Origin of the sequence: Haloarchaeobius ordinarius (genome assembly GCF_051801355.1) — an archaeon.
In the GTDB taxonomy this organism is placed as follows: domain Archaea; phylum Halobacteriota; class Halobacteria; order Halobacteriales; family Natrialbaceae; genus Haloarchaeobius.
In genome coordinates, this window is the sequence record NZ_CP196560.1 from 2,820,959 (window position 1) to 2,844,729 (window position 23,771).

Genomic DNA, 23,771 nt, shown 5'->3' on the forward strand with positions numbered 1-23,771 from the left:
CAAAGCGGACTGGGAGATTTATCCTCATTCACTCGGGATATCACCGGGAGCCGAACACTATTATTTAAATTTTTTGTGTATTTATGTACTCTTGGCCCCGGGACACGAGCCGCGGAGAGCCGAACACTCAACTACCCGGCCGTGTCACCGGGTGATATGTTCCCCACCATCGAGTATCTGGAGTGGATTGCGGGGAAGCCCGACGCTGTGGCCCACGACCTCGGGTCCAGCGACCTGCGCGGGACCTTCCAGCGCCAGCGCGGGCCGGTCCCCGGCCGCCTGGCCGGCCTCGAAGACCCACCACCGGAACGAGACCTGCCGACACAGCTCGCCCAGCTGTACGACGTCGACGAGGACAACGTGCTGGTGACCGCCGGTGCCACGACCGCGAACCTCGTCGCAGTCGCGACCGCCCTCCAGACCGTCGACCCGGACGAACTGGCGTCCAGACCACAGGTACTGGTCGAGAAACCGGGATACGAACCCCTTCGGGCGACCCCAAGGGGGCTCGGTGGGCGAGTCGACCGCTTCCTTCGACCCCCAGAGGACGACTACCAGCTAGAGCCCGACCGGGTCGAAGCCGCCCTGACCGAGGACGCGGTGCTGGTCGTTACGACCAACCGCCACAACCCATCCGGTCGGTTGGCTCCCCTCGAGTCGGTTGCAATGGCAGCCCGGGCCGCAAACGAGTACGGGGCGCGACTCCTCGTCGACGAGGTGTACGCCCCCTACGTCACCGACCCCGAGGCCGATGGTCCCTTCGGCGGCCCGACGGCGGCCGACATCGAGAACACCGTCGTCACCAGTTCGATGACCAAGTTCATGGGGCTCGGCGGGCTCCGCGTCGGCTGGCTCGTCGCCGACGCCGACTTCGTCGAGCGCGCCCGTTCCGTCGCCTGGCACCTCCCGGTGCTCGCCGAACCCAGTGCCGCGCTCGCCGCCCGCGCGCTCGAACACCGCGACGAACTCCTTCCCGTCCAGCGCGAACTGCTCCGCGAAAACCACGCGCTGCTCGCCTCGTTCGTCGACGAGCGAGAGGACCTCTCCGGGTCGGTTCCGGACGGGTCGACGTTCTGTTTCGTCGAACACGAGTCGTTCGACGGCGACGAACTCGCCACCCTCGCCTGGGAAGAGTACGACCTCCTCGTCGTGCCGGGTCGGTTCTTCGAACGACCCGAAGCCGTCCGGCTGAGTCTCGGCCGGTCGAGCGACCACTGCGAGGCGGCGCTCGACGTGTTCGCCGAACTGCTCGACAGCCTGTCGTGAAAGTCTGACCAAGAATTAAGACCCGTCTCTCCCTCACAGTGGGTATGGACGCGACTCCGCAAGAGATCACGAGCCTCGTCGGTCGCGAGGTCTACTCGAACAACGGTGTCTTCGTGGGCGAAATCGAGGACGTCCGACTCAACATCGAGAACAGAATCGTCACCGGCCTCGCACTGACCGAACTCAACCCGGAACTGTTCAACGGCCGCCTGAACGGCGAGCGAGGCGTCCTCATCCCGTACCGCTGGGTGCGAGCGGTCGGAGACGTGGTGCTGGTCAACGATATCGTCGAACGCCTCAAACAGCCCGACCAAGAGGACGAAGTCGCGGTCTAACTTCCGTTTCCTGACTCGCCGCTCTCGACGCCCATCGCCTGGAACAGTTTTCGCTTCACCGCCTCCTCGGTGAGCTGTAACAGCGTATCCCGGTTCTCGTCGTTCGTCTCGATGCCCGTGAAGATGCCGAGCGAGATCTCCGCGCTCGCCTGCGTGGAGTGCCCGGCCGCCTCGCCGATATCGCCGTAGGCGTCCGCGAGCACCTTCCCGATGTTCATCCGGATGTCCTTCGAGCGTGCCGCGAGGAAGATGGTGTCGTCGGCGATGCCGAACACCGCGGTCGTGGTGATACCCTCGAGGTTGAGGAGGTGCTGGGCCGCCTGTGCGAGCGCCTCGCGGTCACGGATGAACCCCGCGTTCGAGACGAGGTGGCTCCCCTGCACCTCGCGGTTCTGGATTGCTTCGGCGAGCACGTCAAGCGTCTCCGGACTCATCGACGGCGACTCGACCTGTTCGAGCAGGTCGTGGTTCGCGAAGGGGTAGAGGTACGCCGCGGCCGTGAGGTCCGCCGGTGACGTGTCGCGCTTGAAGTCGAGCGTCTCCTCCCGAATGCCGTAGAGCAGCGCCGTCGCGACCGCCTCGTCGACCTTCATGTCGAACTCCTGGATGTACTTCGTCATGATGGTCGACGTCGAGGACATGTTCGGGCGCACGTCCAGGAACGCCGCGTCGAGTTCTTCGTCCGGCTCGTAGTGGTCGATGATGATGTCCACCGACACCTCGACCGTCTCGCCGCTCTTGGCGTGGTCGACGAGCGCGATGGTGTCGTAGACCTCTTTCTCCTCGATGTCTGCCCAGTTCAGCAGTTCGATGCCGAGCAGGTTGACGAACGCCCGGTTCTCCTGGTGGCCGATGTCGCCGAGGTAGCAGATGTCGGCTTCCACGCCGAGATGTTCGGCGATGGCCTGGAGCGCCGCCGCGCTCGCGATGGAGTCCGGGTCGGGGCTATCGTGGGTGAGGATGGCGACGCGCTCTTTGGTGTCGGAGAGGACCTCCGCGAGCTGGTTCGCCTTGTACTCGAGTTCGCCGGATTCGAGCGACCGCATCGCGGCGTCGGCGATGACCGACGACGGGTTGATGACCACGTCCGCGCCCATCTCGGTGAGTTCGTCGCCGGAGACGGGGTCCGATGCGCGCACGACGACGAACTGCTCGCCGCCCTGTTCACGGATGTTCCCCACGGCTTCCTTGTTGGACTCCACGTCGGAGGCCATGATGAGGACCACGTCACAGTCCGCGACGTCCTCGGCGACGGCCTCGTCACGGATGTCGGCCGTCTGGGCGTTGAGGTCCTGGTCCCGCAGCGCCTCGACGCGCCCCTCGTCTCGGTCGACGATCAGCACGTCCTTTCCCTGCTCGACCAGTTCCTCCGCGACGGCGTGGCCGACGCTCCCACACCCGAGGATGGCGTACTTCGACATCGAGGAGATGCTGACCCCGGCACTCATGTTGTCCAACACCTTTCGCCCGGGGCACTTAACGCTCCCGAACCCGCCGGCTGGCGCCGGTTTCCCGGACTCACTCCGCCCGACCGGGCGGTCTGCTCGCCTGGGCGTGGTCGACTCAGTCGCGACCCGGCACGTGCTGAGCGTGGCTGCCCGGAGCCCAGTCGTCTCCTTGCGATTGGAAGACATTCACGGTGCGCGTTCGAATGATAACCCTTTTTAACTACCACCCAATACGAAAGAATGCAGTTGGGCCGGTAGCTCAGTTAGGCAGAGCGTCTGACTCTTAATCAGACGGTCGCGTGTTCAAATCGCGCCCGGCCCGCTTTTCAGGTTACAACGATTCGAGCGATGCGAACGTCCAGTAATCTGTCCCGGATACTCGCGATTTGAACGCAGGGAGCGAGCGAACGACATTCGCGAGCCTCGGCGTTTCTGGCGTGCAGGAGCGTGTTGGCAGCTCTCACGGATTGCGTTAGAATTATGTCACTTGGGGCGGACTCTCAGTGCGATGCGCCGCCGGACATTCCTCATGGGAGTTGGGTTGGCTTCGACGGCCGGTTGTTTGCGTTTGCAGGACGGTGCTTCGACCAGTCCCCCGACCAGCGGACGCACCGCGACGGCCGCACAGACCGACAGCACCACCACGACCACCCACGAGCCAACGTCTACGGCCGAGGAGACGACCACACAGGAACCCGCTGAACCGACCTTCCCGACCGGTCTCTCCGAAGAGGGCGTCTCCGCATTCCTGTATCCGACGCACCGAAAGGCGCTGTATCAGACCAGCTACGAGGCCCAGTGGATAAAACGCGACCGTCGCAATTCGACAGTGAAATGGCAGAAGCAGTACCTGGGCGACCACGGAGAGTCGTTCGGAACCTGGCGAAATCACGACGGGAACCCGGTCCAGATGTACCGGACCGTGCAAGGTAACTACTGGCGGGAGGACCTCGGAGACAGGGTGACGTTCGGCGACGACATGGAGGACAGGGACCCGGCTCTCTGGGGCGAGGAGGTGCAGCCGTTGATTACCGCCGGTGACTGGAGTTCCCCCACCCGTGTCAACGAGACGCGACCAGCCATCTGGAAAGTCACGACGGAGACGGTGGGGGACGAATCCGTGGTCCCGGGCAGGAGCCACGGGCAACCGGGGAAGGTACTGTCGATTCCGTCCGCGGAGATGCACATCGACGAACGGGGCGTGATTCGAAAGCTGGAGGCGAGGTACCGCATTCTGGACGAAGGAATCGGTGAGTTCGAATACGAGTCGCTGTACACCATCGACCGTGTCGGCGCGGTTTCGGTCCAAGAGCCATCGTGGTTGTCGACGGCCAGGGAGAAGGTACCGGCGGTTACAGCCACGCTCACCGACGATACGCGATTCATTCGGTTCGAACTCGAATCCGGGAACCGGCTCGAACCCGGCACCAGGGTGGTCGTCGACGTCGAGAACGGAGACCCCGGCTTTCACCTGATTCTCGACGCGCCAATCGAACCGAACACCCCTGTGTATCTGTACAGACCGTCGGACGAACCAGCGTCGGGTGCGGTCGGGCGTCTCTCACGCGGGTCTCGACCGGCGGACGCGAATCCGGCACCCCTCGAACACTCTTACTCCTTCTACGCACGACGCCACGGGAACTTCTACTTCCACCGAATCAACGGGCTGCGGTGACTGCAATCGATTCACCCTCGCAGCCAGACCTCGTAGTCGGCAGTCGTCCATCGACTGCACTCCCTGTGTGAGTGTTACAACCGTCACTTCGCCGCAGGGGAGCCGGGTACCCACGTGTCAGTACTCGTCTGGTCGAAAAGCGGGGCCGAACCGGGGAGGGTGGGTGGGGTGGGAACCCGGTTCGACCCACGAAGATGGGATGGCGATGAGGGGTGTGGGTCACGCGGTGGGCGGGACGCGAGACCCGGGAGCGCCGGCGGCCGTGGGCTGTCGGGGTGACGACTGACGGAGGGCCAACCGGCGCGCAATGCGGGGAGCATTGCATTCAGTGCTGGCGGGGCCATCGTTATGAGTTTTCTGCCAATCTGTCATGGGAGACCAGCACAGTCCCTCCGCTGGAGCGAGTGTCCGAAACCGAACGCAGGGTCAGTCGGCTGGCTAGAATCGCTGGACGTTCGCGAGCCACCTCGGACAGGGACTGTAGGCTGTCTCGCACGTTTCGCCGCAGGGCTGGCACCGAAGTCGGCGTGATGGTGGGGTCGCCTGTTCGGAACGCCTTCTTCGGCGAGTCTGTGACACTCGTGCAGGTCGAACGAGCGTTGGCACCGCATGTGTTACGTGGTGCCTTCTGACGAGGATGGCGACACGCCTTTCCCAGACACGGACCTCCAGTTGGACATGGTAGAACAGCGGAACACGTTCGAGGGGGAGACGAGTCGGGTGGAGGACGTGCTCCGGCCCCTCGCGAGCGACGTTCGCCTGCGGATCGTCAGGGCGCTCGTCGCCTCCCCTGGCAAGACCCTCTCCTACTCGGAACTCCACCGGGCGTCGGGCATCAAAGACAGCGGGCAGTTCAGCTACCACCTTCGACAGCTGCTCGACCGGTTCGTCACGCAGACGGACGACGGCTATCGACTGCGATACTCGGCGGTGGCGCTCTACCAGGCGCTGCTGGCCGGGACGGCGCTCGGGGAGAACGAACCACGCACTATCTCGACGGAGAGCCCGTGTCCGGCGTGTGATGGGTTGCTCGAAGCGACGTACAGCGACGACATGCTCCGCATCTCCTGTCCCGACTGCCAGCACTTCGTCCACCACGTCCCGTTCCTGCCGGGCGGTGCAGAGGGGAAATCGGACGCCGACCTGTTGCGGACCTTCGACCACCAGACTCGCTCGATGATAGCCGCCGCCGTCGCGGGCATCTGTCCGTACTGTGGCGGGTCGATGGGCCACGAGTTCGTCGAGCAACCGGCGGGAGAAGACGAAGTCGGAGACGACCCGGAGAAGGCCCACAAACGAAGGGTTCACTGCGGCAACCCCGTCCACTACCGCTGTGAGCGGTGCTTCGGCGAACTCCGCACGGGGGTCGGCGAGACGCTCCTCGACGAGCCAGCCGTCGTCTCGTTCTACTACGACCACGGCATCGACGTGCAGGCGGTCCCGTCGTGGGAACTCGCCTTCTGCGTCGAGCACGACGCGGTGACGACTCGCTCCACCGACCCCTACGAGTTCGAGGTGTCGATGGTCCTGGGTGATGAACGGTTGCGCGTGACCGTCGACGAGTCCCTCGCGGTCGTCGACGCAGAACGGACAGAGACTGACTGACCCTCGGGCAGGACTGCTTCACTGGTGAAGAGAATTTCAGTTATTCACCTGTCTGAAATGTTTTTCAGATTATCCTTTTCACCATAGGTGTGGTACGTGTTACTGGTGAACACACGTGAGTAACGAGAATCTCAACCTCCCCCCTGCAGAGACCGACCACCGCGTCGAGCACTCGAAGAGCATCGCAGTCGACCAGGCCACCGAGACTGTTCGGGCCATCGGGACCACTCGGACCAACGAGACCGACAGCCGGCACCACCACGGTGCCCCAACGCCGGCCACGGTCGACGTCCCGTCGTGGCGGACTGGGCTGTCGGCCCTCGGCGACCGACTCACGCCCGGTCGGGTTCTCCTGTCCCTGCTGCTCGCACTGGAGTTCCTGTGGCTCGCCTGGTTCGCCACCCCCGCACTGGGATTCGTCGTCGCCTTCGGGTTCGTCGTCTCCCTGCTCGTCGTCGTCCCTTACCTCGCGGTCCGTATCGCGAGCGATGCACTGTAGGCCAGGATTTTTTCTCGCCGTCGTTCTATCGTTCGACTGGCATGTCCGACTTCGAGACCGTCACCTGTGTGGAGTGTGGGACAGACTACAAAGTGCACCCGAGCGCGAACGCCGCAGAAACGAAGTACTGCTCACCGGCCTGTGAGACGGCTGGGAAGGGGTACTGACGGCCAGTTCCCGTCGAGCCTAGCTCCCGTCGGGCTTGTAGTTCGGTGCCTCGTCGGTGATGAGGACGTCGTGGGCGTGGCTCTCGGTCTGGCCCGCTGCCGAGACGCGCACGAACTCCGAGCGCTGCTTGAACTCGGGGATGGTCGCGGCCCCGACGTAGCCCATACCGGACTGCATCCCGCCGACGAGCTGGTGGAGCTCTTTCGCCAGCGGGCCCTTGTACGGCGTCGCGGCCTCGACGCCCTCGGGGACGTAATCCTCGTCCTCGTCGTCGTCCTTGAGGTAGCGCTGGCCGTCGCCGGACTGCATCGCGCCGACCGACCCCATCCCGCGGTACTGTTTGTACTTCTTGCCCTGCATCGTGACGACGCGGCCAGGAGCCTCGTCGGTGCCGGCGAAGTACGACCCGAGCATCACCGCGTCCGCACCGGCCGCGATGGCCTTGATGGCGTCACCGGAGTACCGGATGCCGCCGTCGGCGATGACGGGGACGTCGTGGCGTGCAGCCACGTCGGCGACCTCGGAGACGGCAGTGATCTGGGGCATCCCCGACCCGCTCACGACGCGGGTCGTACAGATGGAGCCCGGACCGATACCGACTTTCAGGCCGTCGGCGAAGTCGACGAGGTCCTCGGCGGCCTCCTTCGTGCCGATGTTCCCGACGACCACGTCGGCCTCGACGTTCTCCTTTATCTCTCGGGCGCTGTCGATGACGTTCAGGTTGTGCGCGTGCGCGCAGTCGATAAAGAGTACATCCGCGCCGGCTTCGTCGGCCGCGATGGCGCGGTCGACCTCGAACGGGCCGACGGCCGCCCCGGCGATGAGTCGGCCGTCCTCGTCGCGGGCCGCGTTGTCGTACTCGCGCCGGTGGAGGATACCCTGCATCGTGACGAGCCCGATGAGTCGGTTGTCGTCGTCCACGATGGGGACGCGCTCTATCTTGTGCTCGTACATCAGTTCGAGCCCTTCGCGCGCCGTGACACCCTTCGGGGCCGTGATGACCTCCTCGGTCATGGCCTCGCTGACGCGGTCTTGCTCGCCGACCTCGAGGTACGGGCGGATGTCGGTCCCGGAGATGATGCCGAGGACCCTGTTATCGTCGTCGATGACCGGTGCGCCGTTGACGCCTTCGCGAGCCATCATCTCGTCGACCTCCTCGACCGTCTGGTCGGGATGGGCCGTCACCACGTCGCGGATGATGAGTTCGTCGGCGCGCTTGACTTTCTCGACGTGCGTGGTCATCTCGTCGACGTCGAGGTTACGATGGATGACGCCGAGCCCACCGTTGCGCGCCATCGCGATGCCCATGTCCGCCTCGGTGACGGTGTCCATCGCTGCCGAGAGAACGGGAACTGGAAGCTCGACGTTCTTCGACACGCGGGATGTCAGGTCGGCTTCGTCGGGTTCGACGCGGCTCTCCTTCGGTCGGAGCAACACGTCGTCGAAGGTCAATGCCTCTGGTACGCGGAGTTTTTCAGAGAATGTACCGTCCTCGTGAGCGTCCTTCGCCATATAAGTGGTCCGCACGACCGCCACTAAAGCGTTGCGAGACGTTCGCTCCGTGCCGTTCTCTTTCACACCTTTCGGATGCGACACGAAGCGGTGTCTGACCCACGTTCTCACAGTGGTATCGGGTTACAAGCTACGAAAAGTAGGGCCTTTTTAATACTGGGGCAGATTTTCGTTGGCCTTTGGCCACTCGTCTCACACAATCCTTATCACTTCAGGTCCCTGTGTTGTGAGTATGAACTCCGCCATCGATTTCGGCGCTTGCACGTTCGGTCACGTTCGAGACGACACTGCACGCTCGATGGCGAAGACATTTACACTCCTTCGACCCACCAAACGGCTCGACGACGCACCTGCGGAGCGTCGCCCCCGTTATCGCCCCCGGGCCACGGGTCAGGCCCCCGAACCGGTCAGTCGATGAGTACGTCACGCCACCCCGTCGCGCTCAGACTGGAAGGTATCGTCGGCGGAAAGACCCGACTCCTCGCGACCGTCATGGGCCTCTCGCTCGTCGACGGCATCTTCCCGGCGCTCGTCCTCGCGGGCGCACTCTCCGGCCCGGTCGGTATCCTCCAGGTCGGCCTGCTCGTCTTCGGTGGCAGTGCAACCGTCGCGGTCATCCTCGCGGAGATGGACGGGACCCACCGCGAAATCGTCGCCAGCGTCGCCATCGTCGGCGTCGGCGTGGTGGTGCTCGCCGCCGTCGAGGCCGCCATCGCCCCGACCATCCAGAGCGTCCTCGACACCCACAGCTTCGAACGTGCTGCCGCGCTGGTCATCGCGGCCGTCGCCGCCAAGACCGCGTCCGCACGCGTGGGCGAGTACCTGCCACGCCCAGCGGTCGTCGTCGGCCTCGGCCTGCTGGTCAGCCTCGACCTCTCCAATCCACAGCTCGCGCTCACGCCCGACCCGGTGCTCGTCGCCAAGGCCGCCGCCGCGGCCGCCGTCGGTGCGACCTTCGCCCTGCTAGTCGCCATCAGCGGGCCGCAACTTCGCCAGCGCATGGACGTCGACCGCTTCCGCTTCGGGAGCGCCGTCGCCCTCGGCCTGCTCGCCCTCTCCATCGTCGGCCTCGTCGAGGTCAACTCCGCCCCGCTCGCCGTCATGGTCGTCTCGGCCGTCTTCGCCCTCGACCCCACCGCGGGTGACGGCCAGGGCGTCGAGCCCCCCGCCGACCGCGCCGAGTGCGCTGACTGACCGGAGGGCTTACGGCTTTTCGGCGTTCCGTTTCTCCCATGACAGGCAATCGTGTCGTCGAGGGTCGCATGGTCACCCCCAAGAGCCTCGCCGAGCTGGTCGAAGGCGACTCCGTCATGGAAGCCGAGAACATCGAAGACGCCGACCGGGAGTGCCCCGACTGCGGTGGGGACGTGCTCTCGGTCGTCTACATGCCGAGCGTCACCGAACTCGTCACCGGCTACAAGTGCCAGGACTGCGAGTGGGCCGACGACGACCGCGACTGACCCCGGTTTCGAATCGGTTTGAATCGAAACCCCTTTAGTGCGAACCGCCAAACGAGAGACCGAAGGGGACGTGGCCAAGCCAGGCATGGCGACTGACTCCAGAGGCCACGCGCCCGGGACGAAACTCCAGCTGATATACCGAGCGGCCGACTGATCATCGGTCCGCGACGACGACCCTCTGGAGTTCCGAGGCGCACACACCGGAGATATCAGTCGATCGGGGGTTCAAATCCCTCCGTCCCCATTTTCTCGAATTCAACACGACGAGAGAGGAGTCTTTGCTGCGTGAATCATAGACGTCGGAGGATTTGAACCAGGGAGCGGAACGAAGTGGAGCGACCGTGGTTCAAACTCGCTCCGTCCCCATACTGGTTAACAAAGGCACCACCTTCGATAGCCACCGGTCTGCGATTCCTGTGGACTCCCATTCAAATAGGTCTCGTTCTTTGTGGCACCCGTCGAAACGGGAGCCACCTCTCCGACCGCCCTAGTCCCCCAGCAGCCGGTCCACGACACCTCGCTTCCGAGCACGCTCGGCGAGCAGCACGGAGCAGTTGACGTCTTCGACGACGTCGAGCACGAGCGACCCGCGGACCAGCCGATGCAGAAGTCCGCGTTCCGTCGCACCGATGATGACCATCGTCTCGTCGGTGGCGGCACGCTCGATGGCGTCCTCGACATCGCCTTCCTCGACGTGGATAGTCGCATCACCGAGGCCGTGGTCGTCGGCCCAGGCTTCGAGGAAGGTGGTCCCCTCCTCGACGGAGTCTGCGACGTGCAACAGGGTGATGTCGGAGTCGTACTCGGCCTGGAGCAGCTTCGCGACCTCGGCGGAGAGGTCGGAGTCGGGGCCGCCGGCGGTCGGGACGAGGATGCGGTCGGGGTCGAAGCCGCGGTCCTTGAGGACGAGGAAGTCACAGGGCAGGTCGGCGGCGAGGTCGTCGACCGCGCTCTCGACGCGGCCGGGGGAGCCGAATCGCTGCTTGCCCCAGCCCATCACGACCATGTCGGCCTCGTGTGTCCGAGCGGCGTCGAAGATCTCGCCGAAGGACTCGTGCGAGAGGATGGTGTGGGTCTCGACCTCGACGCCGAAGGTCTCGGCGTCGCGCTCGGCGGCGTCGAGGACGGCGTGGTAGTCCTCTTCGAGTTCGTCGGCGTGGGCCGCGGCGTGGCCGAGCGAGGTCTGGTCCGGGGCCGTGACGATGTGGACGGCGTCGACGGTGCCGCCCTGCTGGCGGGCGATGGCGCTGGCGAGCGTGATGAGGTCCTTCTCGTGTTCGGGGTTCGCGAGGGGGACCATGACGCGGTAGTCGCCGCCGTCGGGCTGGACGGTGTCGGCGGCGGAGACGGCGGCCTGGGGAAGCTGGTCGGACTGTTCGAGGACGTACTGGCTGAGGATACCTTTCTTCTCGGCCCGGTCCTTCGCGTAGATGAGGTACCAGACGAGGCCGCCGGCGACGAACACCAGCGAGAGGCCGATTTCGATGGGGTCCATAAACGCGATGAGTCCGAAGGAAGTAAGCGCACCGAGGACCGGCACGACGGGGTAGAGCGGGACTTCGAACTCGGGCTGGTACTCGTCGACGTCGGCCTCGCGCATCACGATGAGCGCGAGGTTGAGCAGGCCGTAGACGATGAGGTGGAGGACGCTCCCCGCCTTCGCGAGCACCTTCACGTCCCCGATGGCGATGAACAGCAGGATGAGCCCGCCCGTGACGGCGATGCTGCGGTACGGGGTCGCGAAGCTCGGGTGGATGGCGTTCAGCTTCGCGCTGATGAGCCTGTCACGGCCCATCGCGAAGTTGATGCGCGAGGACGCGAGGATGGAGGCGTTGGCGCTAGAGGCGGTCGCGAGCAGGCCCGCGAAGGTCAACAGGCCGACGCCGATACCAGCGAGGCCGACGGTCCCGAACGCGATGTCGGCGACGTCGAGGACCGGCGTCGTCGTGACGTCCGGGCCGAGCTGGCGCCAGTTGACCACGCCCATCAGGACGACCATGATGATGGCGTACATCGCGGTCACGATGGCGACGCTGCCGACGACGGCGAGCGGGAGGTTCCGGCCGGGGTTCTTCAGCTCCTCGGCGACGGTCGTGATCTTCGCGAACCCGAGGAAGGAGACGAACACCAGGCCGGTCGCGGGGAGGACGGCCGCGGCGCCACCCATTTCCTCTGGGAAGAAGGGCCGCAGCGTCGAGAGGTCGGCCTGCATGATGCCGAGGGCAGAGAAGACGGTGAGGATACCGACCAGCAGGGTCACGATGACGATCTGAATCTTCCCGGTCTCCTTCGCGCCGACGTAGTTGATGGCGACGAACGCCGACCCGGCCAGCAGCGCGCCGAGCTGGAACTCCGAGAGTGCGAGTGGCCCGAGTGTGAGTGTCGGGAGGGGCAAGAAAGTCGCGAGATACTCGCCGAAGCCGAGGGTGTAGAACGCGCTGGCGAAGGCGAGCCCCATCCAGTTCCCCCAGCCCGCGATGGACCCGAAGATGGGCCCGAGCGCGTGGTTGACGTAGTAGTAGCTGCCGCCCGCCTTCGGCATCGCGGTGCCGAGTTCGGACGCCGAGAGCGCCGTGAACAGCGAGATGACGCCCCCGACGACGAACGACAGGGCGACTGCCGGGCCCGCCGCGGCCGCAGCCTGGCCCGGGAGGACGAAGATGCCAGCGCCGATCATCGTGCCGACGCCGATAGTCAGCGCCGAGAGCAGCCCAAGGTCCTTCGCGAGCTCCTCGTCGTTCGCGGTCATCCGTCTGCCTCCTCGGGCAGGGCGACGACGGGGCAGTCCGCCTCCGTGACGAGCCTGAGGGTACGGTCGCCGGCAAGGAACTGGACGAGTCGCGAGCCACCACGAGGGCGGAACACGATGGCGCTCGCATCGACCTCGTCGGCGTACTCGATGATGCCGGCGACCACGTCACGCCGGTACACCTTCCTGGTCCCGGCGTCGGGGAACGTGTTCCGGAAGGTGGCGAACGCCTTGTCGGCGACCGTCTCCGACTGTTCGACCGGCGTCTTGTCGGGGACGCCGTCGCCCTTCTCGACGACGTGGATGACGGTTATCCGGCCGAACGTGTGCGGTTCGAGCGAGTCGAGCGCCGCGGCCGTCGCACGCGCGTCTGCCTCGGTCGCGACAGGTACCACTATCGAGTCTGTGAGTGTGTGTTTCATCTTATCTGGTAGTGACAGAATTCGACCGCCCCACAGCTGGGGCAGGCGTCGGTGTCCGGGTCGACCGTGGTGCCACAGTTCCGACACTCCGAGAGCGTCTCGTCCGGGGCGAACAGCCGTTTCAGTAGCGTTGGGAGTGTGGTCATGACGGTCTGTCTCATCGGGTCGACCTCTCCCGGGTGAAGAAGGGGTCGAGGCCGTCGTCGCCGGAGCCGTGCCGCGAGAGGACGGTGACGATGTCGTCGGGTTCGACGACCGTATCGCCGTGGGGCGTCAGCTCTTGGTCGTCCCGTTCGATGCCGATGATGAGCGTGTCGTCGTCGAGGATGCCCTGCGCCACCGCGTCCTCGATGGAGAGGCCCGCGATAGGGGCGTCCGGTTGGACGGGAATCTCGACGATGTTGGCCTCGCCGGTGAGGCTGATGAAGTCATTCGGCTGCCCTGCGGTCTGCTCGACGTCCGGGTTGAACGGAGTGTACGGGCTGAAGAACTCGTCCTCGACGAGGTCCTCGTCCTCGATCTCGATACCGAGTTGCGAGAGGTTGCGGGCGACGCGCTGGAGGTCTTTGGTCGTCTCACCGACCGCCAGCACGTGCAGGTTCTCGCGCCCGGTCATCAGCGTCCGGACGTTGATGACCCCCGGGATCGTCCGCGCCTTGTGCGCGAGGGCTTCGCGCTCCGGCACGGGGACGTTACACAGGTAGAGGTTCGTGAGGTGGCCACCTGCACGCTCGAAGTCGAGGTGGACCGGGTACCCCCGGATGACGTCGTTTGCCTCGAGTTTGCGTATCCGGTTCCGGACGGTCGCGCCCGAGACGTTCACCTCCTCGGCTATCGAGGTGGCGGTGTTGCGGGCGTCCTGCATCAGTGCGTACAGGATGCGCCGGTCGATATCGTCGAGCCGGTGGTCAGTGTTCGGGTGTGTCATGCCTGGAACCTGGCCGTGTTCGGTTTCACAAATGGGCGGCTAGTATATTGCTTTAATCATCTTCACATCCTCCCCAAATTTCGATTATCGAATCGCGTTGGTGGCGAGACGATGGCGAGACCGGCTGGTCGCGGTAGTCGCCTGTGCGAACCACTCGGGGGACGCGTCCGAACGCGTTCGGGTGTTCCAGCCTCGTGAGAAAAGAAACCAGTATTCATTACAATACAACCAAAACGTTCACACAGACAGTTACATGCCGACGCGTCGCCGGACCCTCCAGGCGCTCGCCGCAACCTCGACAGCCGGCCTGCTCGGGAGTGCGGTCTACGGCCAGCTCACCGCCTCTGACGACGCACCCACAGCCCTCGTCGCCGGCTCCCTCCTCACGGTCGCCGCCAACACCGAGGGCGCGAGTATCGAAGCCCACGGCTCGGCCACCGTCGCCCACCTACTCCGCGACGACCTCCGACACCCGGACGCGGTCGCTCTCGCAGACCCGGCACTCTTTCGTGGAATCACCGACGAGTTCACGCTGTTCGCGACGAACGCGCTGGTGCTGACCTACGACCCGGCGTCCGAACACGTCACAGAAATCCAGCAGGACTGGCGAGAGGCAGTACGCAATCCTCAGGTCGAAATCGGCCGCACCGACCCGAAGCTGGACCCGCTGGGCTACCGGACCGTGATGGCGCTGCAACTCGCGGACGGCCTCGACGCCGACACGGTCCTCGACGACTCCCGCATCTTCGCCGAGACTGGCCTCCTGAACGCGCTCGAAGCCGGGGGCATCGACGCCGCGTTCACCTACCGGAGCATGGCGAAAGAGCGTGATCTTCCCTCCGTCGACCTGCCCGAGGCCATCGACTTCTCGGACCCGTCGCGGGCGGAATCGTACGCCACCGTGAGCTACGACCTGCCGGCGCAGACCGTGCAGGGCGCGCCCATCCGGTACGGGGTCGTGGCCCTCACGCCTGCGGGCGAGCCGTGGGTCGACCGACTCGTCGGAACCCCGTCTCGACTCCTCGAAGCCGGGTTCACCGTCCCGGAGCAGTACCCGAAACTGGCACGGGTGTGACGCGGCTACCGGCACCGCCGGAGGCGACCGCGACCGCGGCGTTTATTCGACCCGCCGTCGGGGGTTCGAGTATGACGCTGGCGAGGGAGACACGAGACGCGGCGGACGACCACCCGTTCCTGCTTTCGGCCCTGCGGGCAGGTGTCGTGAACTACTCCGCGGCAGCCAGATTTCTGGGGGTCGACGGCGACGAGGAGGCGGTCGCGACCGCCCTCAGGCGGTACGCCGACACCATGCCGGCGTTCGAGACGAGCGACCGGGACGTGCGGGTCACCATGCAGAGCGGCCTCGGGCGGGTCGACGCGGACGAGGAGGCGCTCCTCCGCGTGAACGGCACGGGCTTTGGCCCTGCCGCGGGTGGGGAGTCGACGGCCATCCTCGCGACCGGCGAGGTCGACGCGGGATTTTGCCGACGGGTGCTCGGTAGGCTGGAGACGGCCGACGTGTCCGTCTCGGCGCTCGGGTTCGACGCGGACGCGCTCGTCGTCCTCGTCGAACGTCGACAGGCCGCCAACGCGCTCCGGGCGGTGGAAGCCGCGGCCGAGGCGGTGCCCGAGACAAACACCGCCACGCGGTGAGCACCGCGGTCACACCGGAACCGGTCCCTGCCACGCCGTGACCAGTCACCGTATGCGTTAAAAGGACTGCAGGGGAAAAAGAGGGTAATGACCCTGTACGTGTCGAACACGTTGACGGGCGAGAAAGAGGCGTTCGAGCCACAGGACCCCGACGATGTGTTGCTCTACTACTGTGGCCTGACCGTCTCCGACCCCGCCCACCTCGGCCACGCCCGCGGCTGGGTAGCCGTGGACGTGATGCACCGCTGGCTGGAGCACCTGGGCTACGGCGTCCGGCACGTCGAGAACTTCACCGACGTGAACGAGAAGATAGTCGCCCGCGCCGGTGACCCCGAACTCGGCGCGGACGAGGCCGAAGTCGCGGAACACTACATCCAGGACGTGCTCGACGACATGCGTGGCCTGAACCTCAAGCGCGCCGAGGTGTACCCGCGTGTCACCGAGCACGTTCCGGAGATCATCGACCTCATCGAGACGCTCATCGAGCAGGGCCACGCGTACGAGTCCAACGGCTCGGTGTACTTCGACGTGACCACGTTCGAGGACTACGGCAAACTCTCGGGCCAGAAGGTCGAGGAAATCGAAGAGCAGGGTGACCCGGACGAACTGGCGGAGAAACGCCACCCCGCGGACTTCGCATTGTGGAAGGCCGACGGTGTGAAGCCGGAGGCGGTCCGCGAGCACCGCAAGGAGGGCCACCCGCTGGGCGATAACGAGTGCCCGAGCGGCCAGACGTGGGACTCGCCGTGGGGCGATGGTCGACCCGGCTGGCACATCGAGTGCTCGGCGATGTCGATGACCCACCTCGACTCGACCATCGACATCCACGTCGGCGGGATGGACCTCGTCTTCCCCCACCACGAGAACGAGGTCGCCCAGAGCGAGGCCGCGACCGGCCAGCAGTTCTCGAAGTACTGGCTCCACGTCCGCCTGCTGGAGACGAAGGCCGAGAAGATGTCCTCCAGCCTGGGCAACTTCACGACGGTCGCGGACCTGCTGCGCGAGGAGGGTCCGAACGTGCTCCGGATGTTCCTCGTCTCGACGGCGTACCACAACAAGGCCGTCTTCAGCGACGAGACGCTCTCGGAGGCCCGGGAGCGCTGGGAACGCCTCGAACGAGGCTACCGTGCCGCGGTCGACGCCTGCGACTCGACGGCAGCCCGGACGAAGGTCGACGACCGTGACCTCAAGTCCGCAGTCGACCGCACCCGCCGCGAGTTCGCCGAGGGCATGAACGACGACTTCAACACACGCGAGGCGACGACCGCGCTGCTCGAACTCGCGAGCGCCGTGAACAGGCACCTCGCCGACCGCGACGAGTACGACTACCGCGGCCTCAACGACGCCATCGATACGTTCGAGGAACTGGGCGGCGGCGTGCTCGGCTTCCAGTTCGGGGCCGAAACGGGTGGCGAGGCGAGTATCGCCGACGAGGTCATCCAGCTCGTCCTCGACGTCCGCGAGGCAGAACGCGATGCCGGCCACTACGAGCGCGCCGACGACCTCCGGGACGAACTCGAAGCGCTGGGCGTCACCGTCGAGGACACCGACGACGGCGTGACGTTTCACTACTGACCGTCTGGGTTCGCCCCACTGTGTGCTCCCGAGCATCGTAGGCGAACAGGTTTTTATCGTCTGCCGAGTGAGCCGACGGTATGAAGTTGACTCGCCGGACGATGCTTGGCAGTGCAGGTGCTGGAATCGCCGCGACAGCAGGCTGTCTCGGGGTCCTCTCGGGGACGAGCGAGTTCGCAGCCGCGAAGGCGCTCGTCGACGAACAGGTCGCGAGTGGGGCGAACTACGTCCAGCAGGAATCCCAGGAACAGACAGTCGAGAAGACGTTCTCGGCCGCGGGCCAGGAGAAGACGGTCAAGGTCGTGAACTGGGTCACGCAGTACTACAAGACCCTCGACCTGCCCATCGTGTCGGACAAGAAGGCCGGCGTGTTCGCGCTCATCTCCTCGCCGAAGGTGGAGGTGCTCGGGCAGTCGTTCAACCCGCTGAAAGACTGGGGGCCGCGAAAGCTTGCACAACAGCTTCAGTCCCAGTACGACGGGCTCTCCATCGGGGACGCGGTCGACGAGTTCGCCGTGCAGATGCTCGGCTCGGCGCAGACGGTCACGAAGTTCGAGGGACAGGCCACCCTGAGTGGAAACGAGGTCGACGTGTACATCCTGCTCTCGGGAGCGGTCGGTCACGAGAAGGACTACGTCGTCCCGATGGGCATCTACCCACAGCAGATCGACGAACAGGAGAACATCACGGAACTGATGCGGAACGTCGTCCATCCGGCAGACGAGTAGTGAGAGGTCTCGCCCGACAGTCCTCTTGCAGCCCGCTCAGGCGGGACGAACAGCCCTGACCGAGGGCTGTGCCAGTACGATACGTTCGTCGTCGTCACCGTCGTCGAGTTCGACCTCGTGAAGCGAGACGTGGAGGAAGGTAATCGGCGGCGGGAACAACTGGTCGTCTATCTGGAGCGAGGGTTCGATATTGGAGAGGGAGGGGTCGTAGGTGAACCTCGTGTTCTGTTCGAGCTTCGTCGGGCCGCCGATGATGGCCCCGACGATGTCAGAGCTCCCCGCGACGATACAGACGTCCCAGCCCTCGCACTTGTTCTGGCTGGAGAGCGCCGCAGCGTTCTGCTCGTCGTCGTCGATGGCCGGTCGGTCACGGGGTGCGTAGATGGTCCCGTAGAACTCGGTACCACTCCCGCCCGTGATGGCGACCTGCATGTCGGAGGTTCCGTAAATCTGCAGGCGCGAAGAGTTGTTGTCGTAGCCGGCGATACCGTTGTGCAGCCCGAAGTTCCCGTTCGTGTACACACGGAACGCGTAGTCACTCGTCGGGTTGTGTATCTCGAGGTCGGCGTCGTCCAGCGAGATGCTTCCGTTGAGGACGAGGGTCACGTTCCCATCCGCGAGGTCGACCCTGACGTCGTTGCTCGTCAGGTCGATGTCTCCGTCGTAGTAGTAGGTGTTCCCGTCCTCCATCGTGATGTTGTTCCCCGGGTTGTTGGGGTTGAGGACGGAGGTGTTGTTGCGTGCTCCTTCTATCTTCAGGTCGATGGCCGGGTCGAGTTCGTACAGACCGGATTCGATGTTCGGCAACGCCGGGCCGGTTATTTCGCCCGCACCGGTCACGTTGATGTCGCCTTCTGCCCGGACGGGACCGTCGATGACCGCGTTCCCGCTCTGGACGGCGATGTCGCCCTCGTCACCACCGGTCGCGTACACGCCCTGTTTGAAGTCCCCGTTCAGGGCCGGGCGGCCGAGTTTTACCTCGACCGTCTCGTTCGCGTGGTCGACGGACACCGCCCGGTCACTGGTCCGCTCACGGAGGTAGTCCGCCCAGCCACCGTAGTACTCGCTGTGAATCCTGACGGTGACGAGTTCACCTTCGACGTAGCCGACGCGGTTGATGGGCGACATCGTCCGGTTCTTGCGTATCTCGACGATTCCGGATTCGATGCGCTCCTCGCCGGAGACGATTGGAATCGGGAGGTTGAGCGTTCCGTCACGGTAGTAGAACTGCGGCGACGACACCATCGTGGCGTCGGGACCGGTCCCGCGCCAGACGCCACCGGCCTGGTAGGCGTAGACGGTGTCGCCGCGGCGGTACTCGATGGACCCGAAGGACTCGTTCGCGATATCGATGTTCTCCGTGTACACCTCGATTCGCCCGGTGTCTTTGCGGTGAATCGCCCCTTCGCGCGTTCGGATGTCGAAGTCGGTCACTTCGTTCGCGCCCTCACCCAGCGCGACCGACCCGACGTTCTGTTCCAGTTCGACGAACACCTGTTCGATGCGCATCGATTCTGTGTTCTCTTTCGATTCCTGTATCGTGAGCCCACCGACGACGATGATAGACACCGCGCCGATGGTCACGAGTCCGACGAGCAACACCGTCGCCAGCAGTGCACTCTGCCCGCGGTCACGTGTATCGTGCGTCCCCCAGGACGACTGGTCGTCTCCCCCCCTCGCGAGGAGACGTCTCATACACTGTCGAATCATCACGTGAATATAAATAAGAATTGTAAGGACCGGGGAGATTCACTTGTAAATTTATTTTGGAACAAGCAGCAACCAATTTGGAACTCGTAGAAAGGATTGTTGTGAGGGCCCCGTTGACTCTCTAGACGTATTTTCTTACGGTAATCACCGTCAAGTATTCTCGGCCACAAGTTTCAATAGTATAACTAATAATGCCTGTCCAGCCCAAATATGAACGTTGTGGCCATCTCGGGGACCAGTCGACGGGGACGGACACGGTCTCACTCGTGTTCGCTCTCGCCGATGGCCGTCCTGCGTGGCTCGCCGACTCAGACGGCCGAAATTCGGCTTCTAGAAGCGACGACGATGCGTTCGTCCTCGTCGTCGTCGAGTTCGACCTCGTGGACGGAGACGTGGAGGAACGTAATCGGCGGCGGGAACAGGCCGTCTTCCAGCTGGAGCGAGGGCTCTGTCCCAACCAGACTCGGGTCGTGGGTCAATCCCGTACTCGAACCGACGTAGGTCGGGCCGCCGACGATTGCCCCTTCGATGTCGCTGTTCCCCGTCGCGATACACACGTCCCACCCGTCGCACTTGGTCTTGGTGTCGACCGTCGCGACGTTCGTCTCACTCGGCCCGAGCGCCGGCTCGTCGCGTGGCGCGTAGATGGTCCCGTGGAACTCGGTATGGCCACCGGTGAAGCCGACCTGCATGTCCGAGGTCCCGTAAATCTGTAGGTACTCGGCGTGGTCTTCCACCCCGGCCTCTCCGTTCTTCAACCCGAAGTGACCGGTGCTGTACACCCGGAAAGCGCTCCCGGAAGTCGGATTGTCTATCTCGATGTCGGCGTCCTCGAGCGAGATACGTCCGTCGACGATGAGCGTCACGTTGCCATCGGCGAGGTCTACCTCGATGTCGTCACCCGACGAGACGACGTCGGAATCGACGTAGTACGTCTCGCCGTCCTCCAGCTCGTCGTCGAGGGGGTCAGGTCGAGGCATCGACGCGTTCTCTTTTGCGGCCTCGACCATCCGTTCGATGGCGGGGTCTATCTCGGTCAGGTCCGAGGCGACGTTCGACGCCTCCGACCCGTTTATCGAATTGCTCTTTTTCTTGTCGATGTTCCCTTCGGCTTTCACCGGCCCGGTGATACCGCCAGCGTTGCCGTTCGCGTCGACCTCGACGTCACCGTCAGCGCCGCCGGTCGCGTACACGCCCTGTTCGAAGTCACCGTCGATGAGCGGTCGTCCGAGCTTGACGACGACCGTCTCGTTCGGCTCGTCGACCGAGACGGCGACGTCGCTGGTTCGCTCTCGGAGGTACTGCGCCCACCCGGCGTAGTACTCGCTCTGTATCTCGACCGTGACGAGTTTGCCCTCGATGTAGCCGACGCGGTTGACCGGTGAACGCGTCCCGGTCTTCGTCGCTTCGATGGTTCCACCGGAGAGGTGCTCGTCACCCGAGACGACCGGTATCGGGAGGTTGAGCGTCCCGTCGCGGTAGTGGAACTGGGGTGCCGACACCATCGTGGCGTCGTCGCCGGCCCCCCGCCAGACGCCGCCGGCCTGGTAGGCGTAGACGGTGTCGTCCCGGCGGTACTCGATGGACCCGAACGACTGGTTCGCTATCTCCGTCCCGTTGGCGCGAACCGTGATTCGACCGGTGTTCTCGCGCCGAATCGTCCCGTCTTTCGACTGCAGGTCGAAGTCGATCTGGCCGGACCCGCCGTCGCTCAGCGCGACCGAGTCGACGGTGTGGTCGAGTTCGAGGAAGGCGTACTCGATACGTTTGGTCTCACTGTCCGCCTGCTGTTGCTCGAGCGTGAGCCCCCCCACGACCAGGATGGAGACGACGCCGATGGTGACGATGCCGAGTAACAGCACGACTCCGAGTACCGCACTCTGGCTGCGATCCGTTCCACCCGACGACCCAGTTCCCCGTCCCCCCCGTTCGTCGCACTCTCGTGCAGAGGGACGTATCATTGGAACAGGAAATGTGCCCGACACGTAAATATAAATCGAATTTTTTACCGTAGCTCTGGAAAAGACCACCAGTAAAATCGATAAACTCAACTAATAATTACGGAACCAATCTGTTGGTGAGTCCTATAGGGGCTATACAGGCTATTGAGCTGATAGTAGGTGCGGTGCCGACACGGCCACAAGGTACTTTCCACGTCTCTGGCGAATCGTGACGACCATTCGACCAGTTCACCGTCTCTCGGCGGCGCCCTCGATACAGTTCGTTTCACCAACACGTGTCCGACGGTGGTCCACCGTGACGAGCACGTCAGCGCGTGTCGAAATGCGTCGAAAAACAGGGGCCGTCGTGAGACAGTCGTGAGCGGGAGTTCAGTGCGCGACCGACGCCCGTGGGCGGTCTGCGAAGACGATTCGTTCGTCGTCCTCGCCGTCGTCGAGTTGGACCTCGTGAACGGAGACGTGCAAGAACGTGATTGGCGGCGGGAACAGACCGTCTTCGAGCTGGAGGTCGGGTTCCAGGCTCGAGAGGCTGGCATCGTAGGTCATCTCCGTGTTCTGGCCGAGGAGGGTCGAACCGGCGACGATTGCACCCTCGATGGAACTGCTCCCCGCGATGATACAGACGTCGTAATCGCCACACTGGTTCTCCCTGTTGACCAGTATCGAGGCGTTGTTCACGCCCGGTGCATCGTCGTCACGGGGTGCATAGATAGTTCCGTAGAACTCCGTGTTGCTACCACCGGTCACCGCGATCTCCATCTCGGAGTCGCCGTATATTTGCAGGTGCTTTGCCCCCCCGGCGACACCTGCTTTCGACTTCTTCATCGCGAAGTCACCGTTCGAGTAGATGTGGAATGCAGCGTCACCGGACGCTCCGGAGATGTCGAGGTCGGCCTGGTTGAGCGAGATGGAGCCGTTCACGATGAGACTGACGTTCCCACCTGAGAGGTCGACGTTGACCGTGTCACCGTTGCCGGGGAGGATGTCACCGTCGACGTAGTACGTCTCACCACCATCGAGCGTCGTCGTAACCGGGTCGACCGTGGCGATAGAGGTGTTGTTCCGTGCAGAATCTATCTTCGTCTCGATGACCGTGTCGAGTTCTTCGAGGTCGGATTGGGCGCCCGACTCTGCCGTCCCATCGATGTTATTGTGAGGGTCAGAGATGCTCCCAGTCGCTCTCACGTCGCCGTCGATGCCTGAGTTCGCACCGTTCGCGTCGACCGTAATGTCACCGTCAGCCCCACCGGTCGCGAAGACCCCATGGCTGAAGTTGGTATCTGCGACCGGTCGGCCGAGTTTGACGAGGACCGTCTCGTTCTGGTCGTCGACGCTGACGGCGACGTTGTTGGTCCGGTCACGGAGGTACTGTGCCCAGCCGGCGTAGTACTTGCTCTCGATTTCGACCGTCACCAGCTTCCCTTCGACGTAGCCGACGTTGTTCACGGGGGCCATCGTCTGGTTCTTCGAGACATGAACGACGCCGGAGGAGAGTTCCTCCTCGCCGGTCACCGTCGGGATGGGGAGGTTGAGCGTCCCGTCCCGGTAGTGGAACTGTGGTGCCGCCACCATCGTCGCGTCGTCACCGGTGCCCCGCCAGACGCCGCCAGCCTGATAGGCGTAGGTGCTGTCGTCCCGCCGATACTCGATGGAGCCGAACGATTCGTTAGCTATCTCGGTCCCGTTGGCGAAGACGACGATTCTGCCCGTGTTCTTCCGGAAGACGGCACCTTTCTTCGTTCTGATGTCGAAATCTATCTGGCGGTTCGACCCGCCACCCAGGGCGACAGAGTCGACGCCCTCGTCGAGCTGGATGAAGACCTGCTCGATTCGCTGGTCCTCGACATCGTCTTTCGATTCCTGGAGTGCGACACCGCCGAGGACGACGATCGAGACCGAGCCGATGGCCACGATGCCGACGAGGAGGATAACGGCGAGGATGGACGACTGGCCGCGTCCTGCTCGATGGGTCGCACCACGACTGCCGGCGGGTCCGCTGGCCCCAGCAGACGGACCGTCGGTCAGGGAAGCACCTCTCATCGTTGTTCGTGTAGCAGTCAGCTAACATATAGGGGAG

General features: G+C 64.3%; 20 protein-coding genes and 2 tRNA genes. 13 read left to right on the forward strand and 9 right to left on the reverse strand.

Features of this window, described 5'->3' with window-relative positions; genetic code table 11:
- The first annotated feature begins 156 nt into the window (after window positions 1-156).
- Both ACSC1R_RS14790 and ACSC1R_RS14795 read left to right on the forward strand, forming a co-directional pair.
- Entirely contained in the window at window positions 157-1,266 is a 1,110-nt protein-coding gene (locus ACSC1R_RS14790; RefSeq protein WP_439026492.1) for a pyridoxal phosphate-dependent aminotransferase, read from the forward strand.
- A 44-nt stretch (window positions 1,267-1,310) separates the two neighbouring features.
- Window positions 1,311-1,601: a PRC-barrel domain-containing protein gene (locus ACSC1R_RS14795; protein WP_439026493.1), complete on the forward strand. Its 291-nt coding sequence runs from the start codon at window positions 1,311-1,313 to the stop codon at window positions 1,599-1,601.
- On the opposite strand, the gene ACSC1R_RS14800 is transcribed toward ACSC1R_RS14795, so the two are convergent.
- Window positions 1,598-3,049: a DHH family phosphoesterase gene (locus ACSC1R_RS14800; protein ID WP_439026494.1), complete on the reverse strand. Its 1,452-nt coding sequence runs from the start codon at window positions 3,047-3,049 to the stop codon at window positions 1,598-1,600. The two genes, ACSC1R_RS14795 and ACSC1R_RS14800, sit on opposite strands and share 4 nt — an antisense overlap.
- 248 nt (window positions 3,050-3,297) lie before the next feature.
- Between ACSC1R_RS14800 and ACSC1R_RS14805 the strand changes: the two genes are divergently transcribed.
- From ACSC1R_RS14805 to ACSC1R_RS14820, 4 genes are all read left to right on the forward strand, one after another.
- Window positions 3,298-3,371 (forward strand) — tRNA-Lys (locus ACSC1R_RS14805).
- Between the two features lie 186 nt (window positions 3,372-3,557).
- Window positions 3,558-4,724 carry a hypothetical protein gene (locus ACSC1R_RS14810; protein ID WP_439026495.1) on the forward strand — a complete coding sequence of 389 codons (1,167 nt, stop codon included), beginning with the start codon at window positions 3,558-3,560 and terminating at the stop codon, window positions 4,722-4,724.
- Between the two features lie 678 nt (window positions 4,725-5,402).
- Complete coding sequence (locus tag ACSC1R_RS14815) at window positions 5,403-6,329, forward strand: ArsR/SmtB family transcription factor (RefSeq protein WP_439026496.1); 927 nt, start codon at window positions 5,403-5,405, stop codon at window positions 6,327-6,329.
- 115 nt (window positions 6,330-6,444) lie between these two features.
- Window positions 6,445-6,828 carry a hypothetical protein gene (locus tag ACSC1R_RS14820; protein WP_439026497.1) on the forward strand — a complete coding sequence of 128 codons (384 nt, stop codon included), beginning with the start codon at window positions 6,445-6,447 and terminating at the stop codon, window positions 6,826-6,828.
- Window positions 6,829-7,014: 186 nt separating this feature from the next.
- Here the strand turns inward: ACSC1R_RS14820 and guaB are convergent, their stop codons facing one another.
- On the reverse strand, window positions 7,015-8,508 hold the full coding sequence (guaB, locus tag ACSC1R_RS14825; protein ID WP_439026498.1) for an IMP dehydrogenase: 1,494 nt from the start codon (window positions 8,506-8,508) through the stop codon (window positions 7,015-7,017).
- 414 nt (window positions 8,509-8,922) lie between these two features.
- Between guaB and ACSC1R_RS14830 the strand changes: the two genes are divergently transcribed.
- The 3 genes from ACSC1R_RS14830 to ACSC1R_RS14840 all read left to right on the forward strand — a co-directional run bounded on the left by ACSC1R_RS14830 (window position 8,923) and on the right by ACSC1R_RS14840 (window position 10,212).
- Window positions 8,923-9,702: a DUF5794 domain-containing protein gene (locus tag ACSC1R_RS14830; protein ID WP_439026499.1), complete on the forward strand. Its 780-nt coding sequence runs from the start codon at window positions 8,923-8,925 to the stop codon at window positions 9,700-9,702.
- A gap of 38 nt (window positions 9,703-9,740) precedes the next feature.
- Window positions 9,741-9,968 carry a DUF5795 family protein gene (locus tag ACSC1R_RS14835; protein ID WP_439026500.1) on the forward strand — a complete coding sequence of 76 codons (228 nt, stop codon included), beginning with the start codon at window positions 9,741-9,743 and terminating at the stop codon, window positions 9,966-9,968.
- Window positions 9,969-10,032: 64 nt separating this feature from the next.
- Window positions 10,033-10,212 (forward strand) — tRNA-Trp (locus ACSC1R_RS14840).
- Between the two features lie 243 nt (window positions 10,213-10,455).
- On the opposite strand, the gene ACSC1R_RS14845 is transcribed toward ACSC1R_RS14840, so the two are convergent.
- Genes ACSC1R_RS14845 through ACSC1R_RS14860 form a run of 4 tightly spaced genes read right to left on the reverse strand, consistent with a single transcriptional unit; the run spans window position 10,456 to window position 14,067 of the window.
- Window positions 10,456-12,717, reverse strand: a complete 2,262-nt coding sequence (locus tag ACSC1R_RS14845; RefSeq protein WP_439026501.1) for an amino acid permease — start codon at window positions 12,715-12,717, stop codon at window positions 10,456-10,458.
- On the reverse strand, window positions 12,714-13,139 hold the full coding sequence (locus ACSC1R_RS14850; protein ID WP_439026502.1) for a universal stress protein: 426 nt from the start codon (window positions 13,137-13,139) through the stop codon (window positions 12,714-12,716). Before ACSC1R_RS14850 ends, ACSC1R_RS14845 begins: the two co-directional genes overlap by 4 nt.
- On the reverse strand, window positions 13,136-13,300 hold the full coding sequence (locus ACSC1R_RS14855) for a hypothetical protein (protein ID WP_439026503.1): 165 nt from the start codon (window positions 13,298-13,300) through the stop codon (window positions 13,136-13,138). Before ACSC1R_RS14855 ends, ACSC1R_RS14850 begins: the two co-directional genes overlap by 4 nt.
- Complete coding sequence (locus ACSC1R_RS14860) at window positions 13,297-14,067, reverse strand: AsnC family transcriptional regulator (protein ID WP_439026504.1); 771 nt, start codon at window positions 14,065-14,067, stop codon at window positions 13,297-13,299. Before ACSC1R_RS14860 ends, ACSC1R_RS14855 begins: the two co-directional genes overlap by 4 nt.
- 253 nt (window positions 14,068-14,320) lie before the next feature.
- Here ACSC1R_RS14860 and ACSC1R_RS14865 point away from each other — a divergent pair, with 253 nt between their 5' ends.
- From ACSC1R_RS14865 to ACSC1R_RS14880, 4 genes are all read left to right on the forward strand, one after another.
- Window positions 14,321-15,142 (forward strand): extracellular solute-binding protein, encoded by an 822-nt coding sequence (locus tag ACSC1R_RS14865; RefSeq protein ID WP_439026505.1) that lies wholly within the window; start codon window positions 14,321-14,323, stop codon window positions 15,140-15,142.
- Between the two features lie 71 nt (window positions 15,143-15,213).
- The gene (locus tag ACSC1R_RS14870) at window positions 15,214-15,720 is read left to right on the forward strand and encodes a DUF7523 family protein (protein WP_439026506.1); all 507 of its coding nucleotides are present in this window, start codon (window positions 15,214-15,216) and stop codon (window positions 15,718-15,720) included.
- 87 nt (window positions 15,721-15,807) lie between these two features.
- Window positions 15,808-17,295: a cysteine--tRNA ligase gene (gene cysS, locus ACSC1R_RS14875; RefSeq protein ID WP_439026507.1), complete on the forward strand. Its 1,488-nt coding sequence runs from the start codon at window positions 15,808-15,810 to the stop codon at window positions 17,293-17,295.
- Window positions 17,296-17,375: 80 nt separating this feature from the next.
- Window positions 17,376-18,023, forward strand: coding sequence for a DUF6517 family protein (locus ACSC1R_RS14880; protein WP_439026508.1), 648 nt, complete (start codon window positions 17,376-17,378; stop codon window positions 18,021-18,023).
- Between the two features lie 36 nt (window positions 18,024-18,059).
- Here ACSC1R_RS14880 and ACSC1R_RS14885 read toward each other — a convergent pair whose 3' ends face one another.
- The 3 genes from ACSC1R_RS14885 to ACSC1R_RS14895 all read right to left on the reverse strand — a co-directional run bounded on the left by ACSC1R_RS14885 (window position 18,060) and on the right by ACSC1R_RS14895 (window position 23,734).
- Complete coding sequence (locus tag ACSC1R_RS14885; protein ID WP_439026509.1) at window positions 18,060-19,718, reverse strand: DUF7289 family protein; 1,659 nt, start codon at window positions 19,716-19,718, stop codon at window positions 18,060-18,062.
- A gap of 323 nt (window positions 19,719-20,041) precedes the next feature.
- Window positions 20,042-21,694, reverse strand: coding sequence for a DUF7289 family protein (locus ACSC1R_RS14890; protein ID WP_439026510.1), 1,653 nt, complete (start codon window positions 21,692-21,694; stop codon window positions 20,042-20,044).
- 369 nt (window positions 21,695-22,063) lie between these two features.
- Window positions 22,064-23,734, reverse strand: a complete 1,671-nt coding sequence (locus ACSC1R_RS14895; RefSeq protein WP_439026511.1) for a DUF7289 family protein — start codon at window positions 23,732-23,734, stop codon at window positions 22,064-22,066.
- Window positions 23,735-23,771 lie beyond the last annotated feature (37 nt).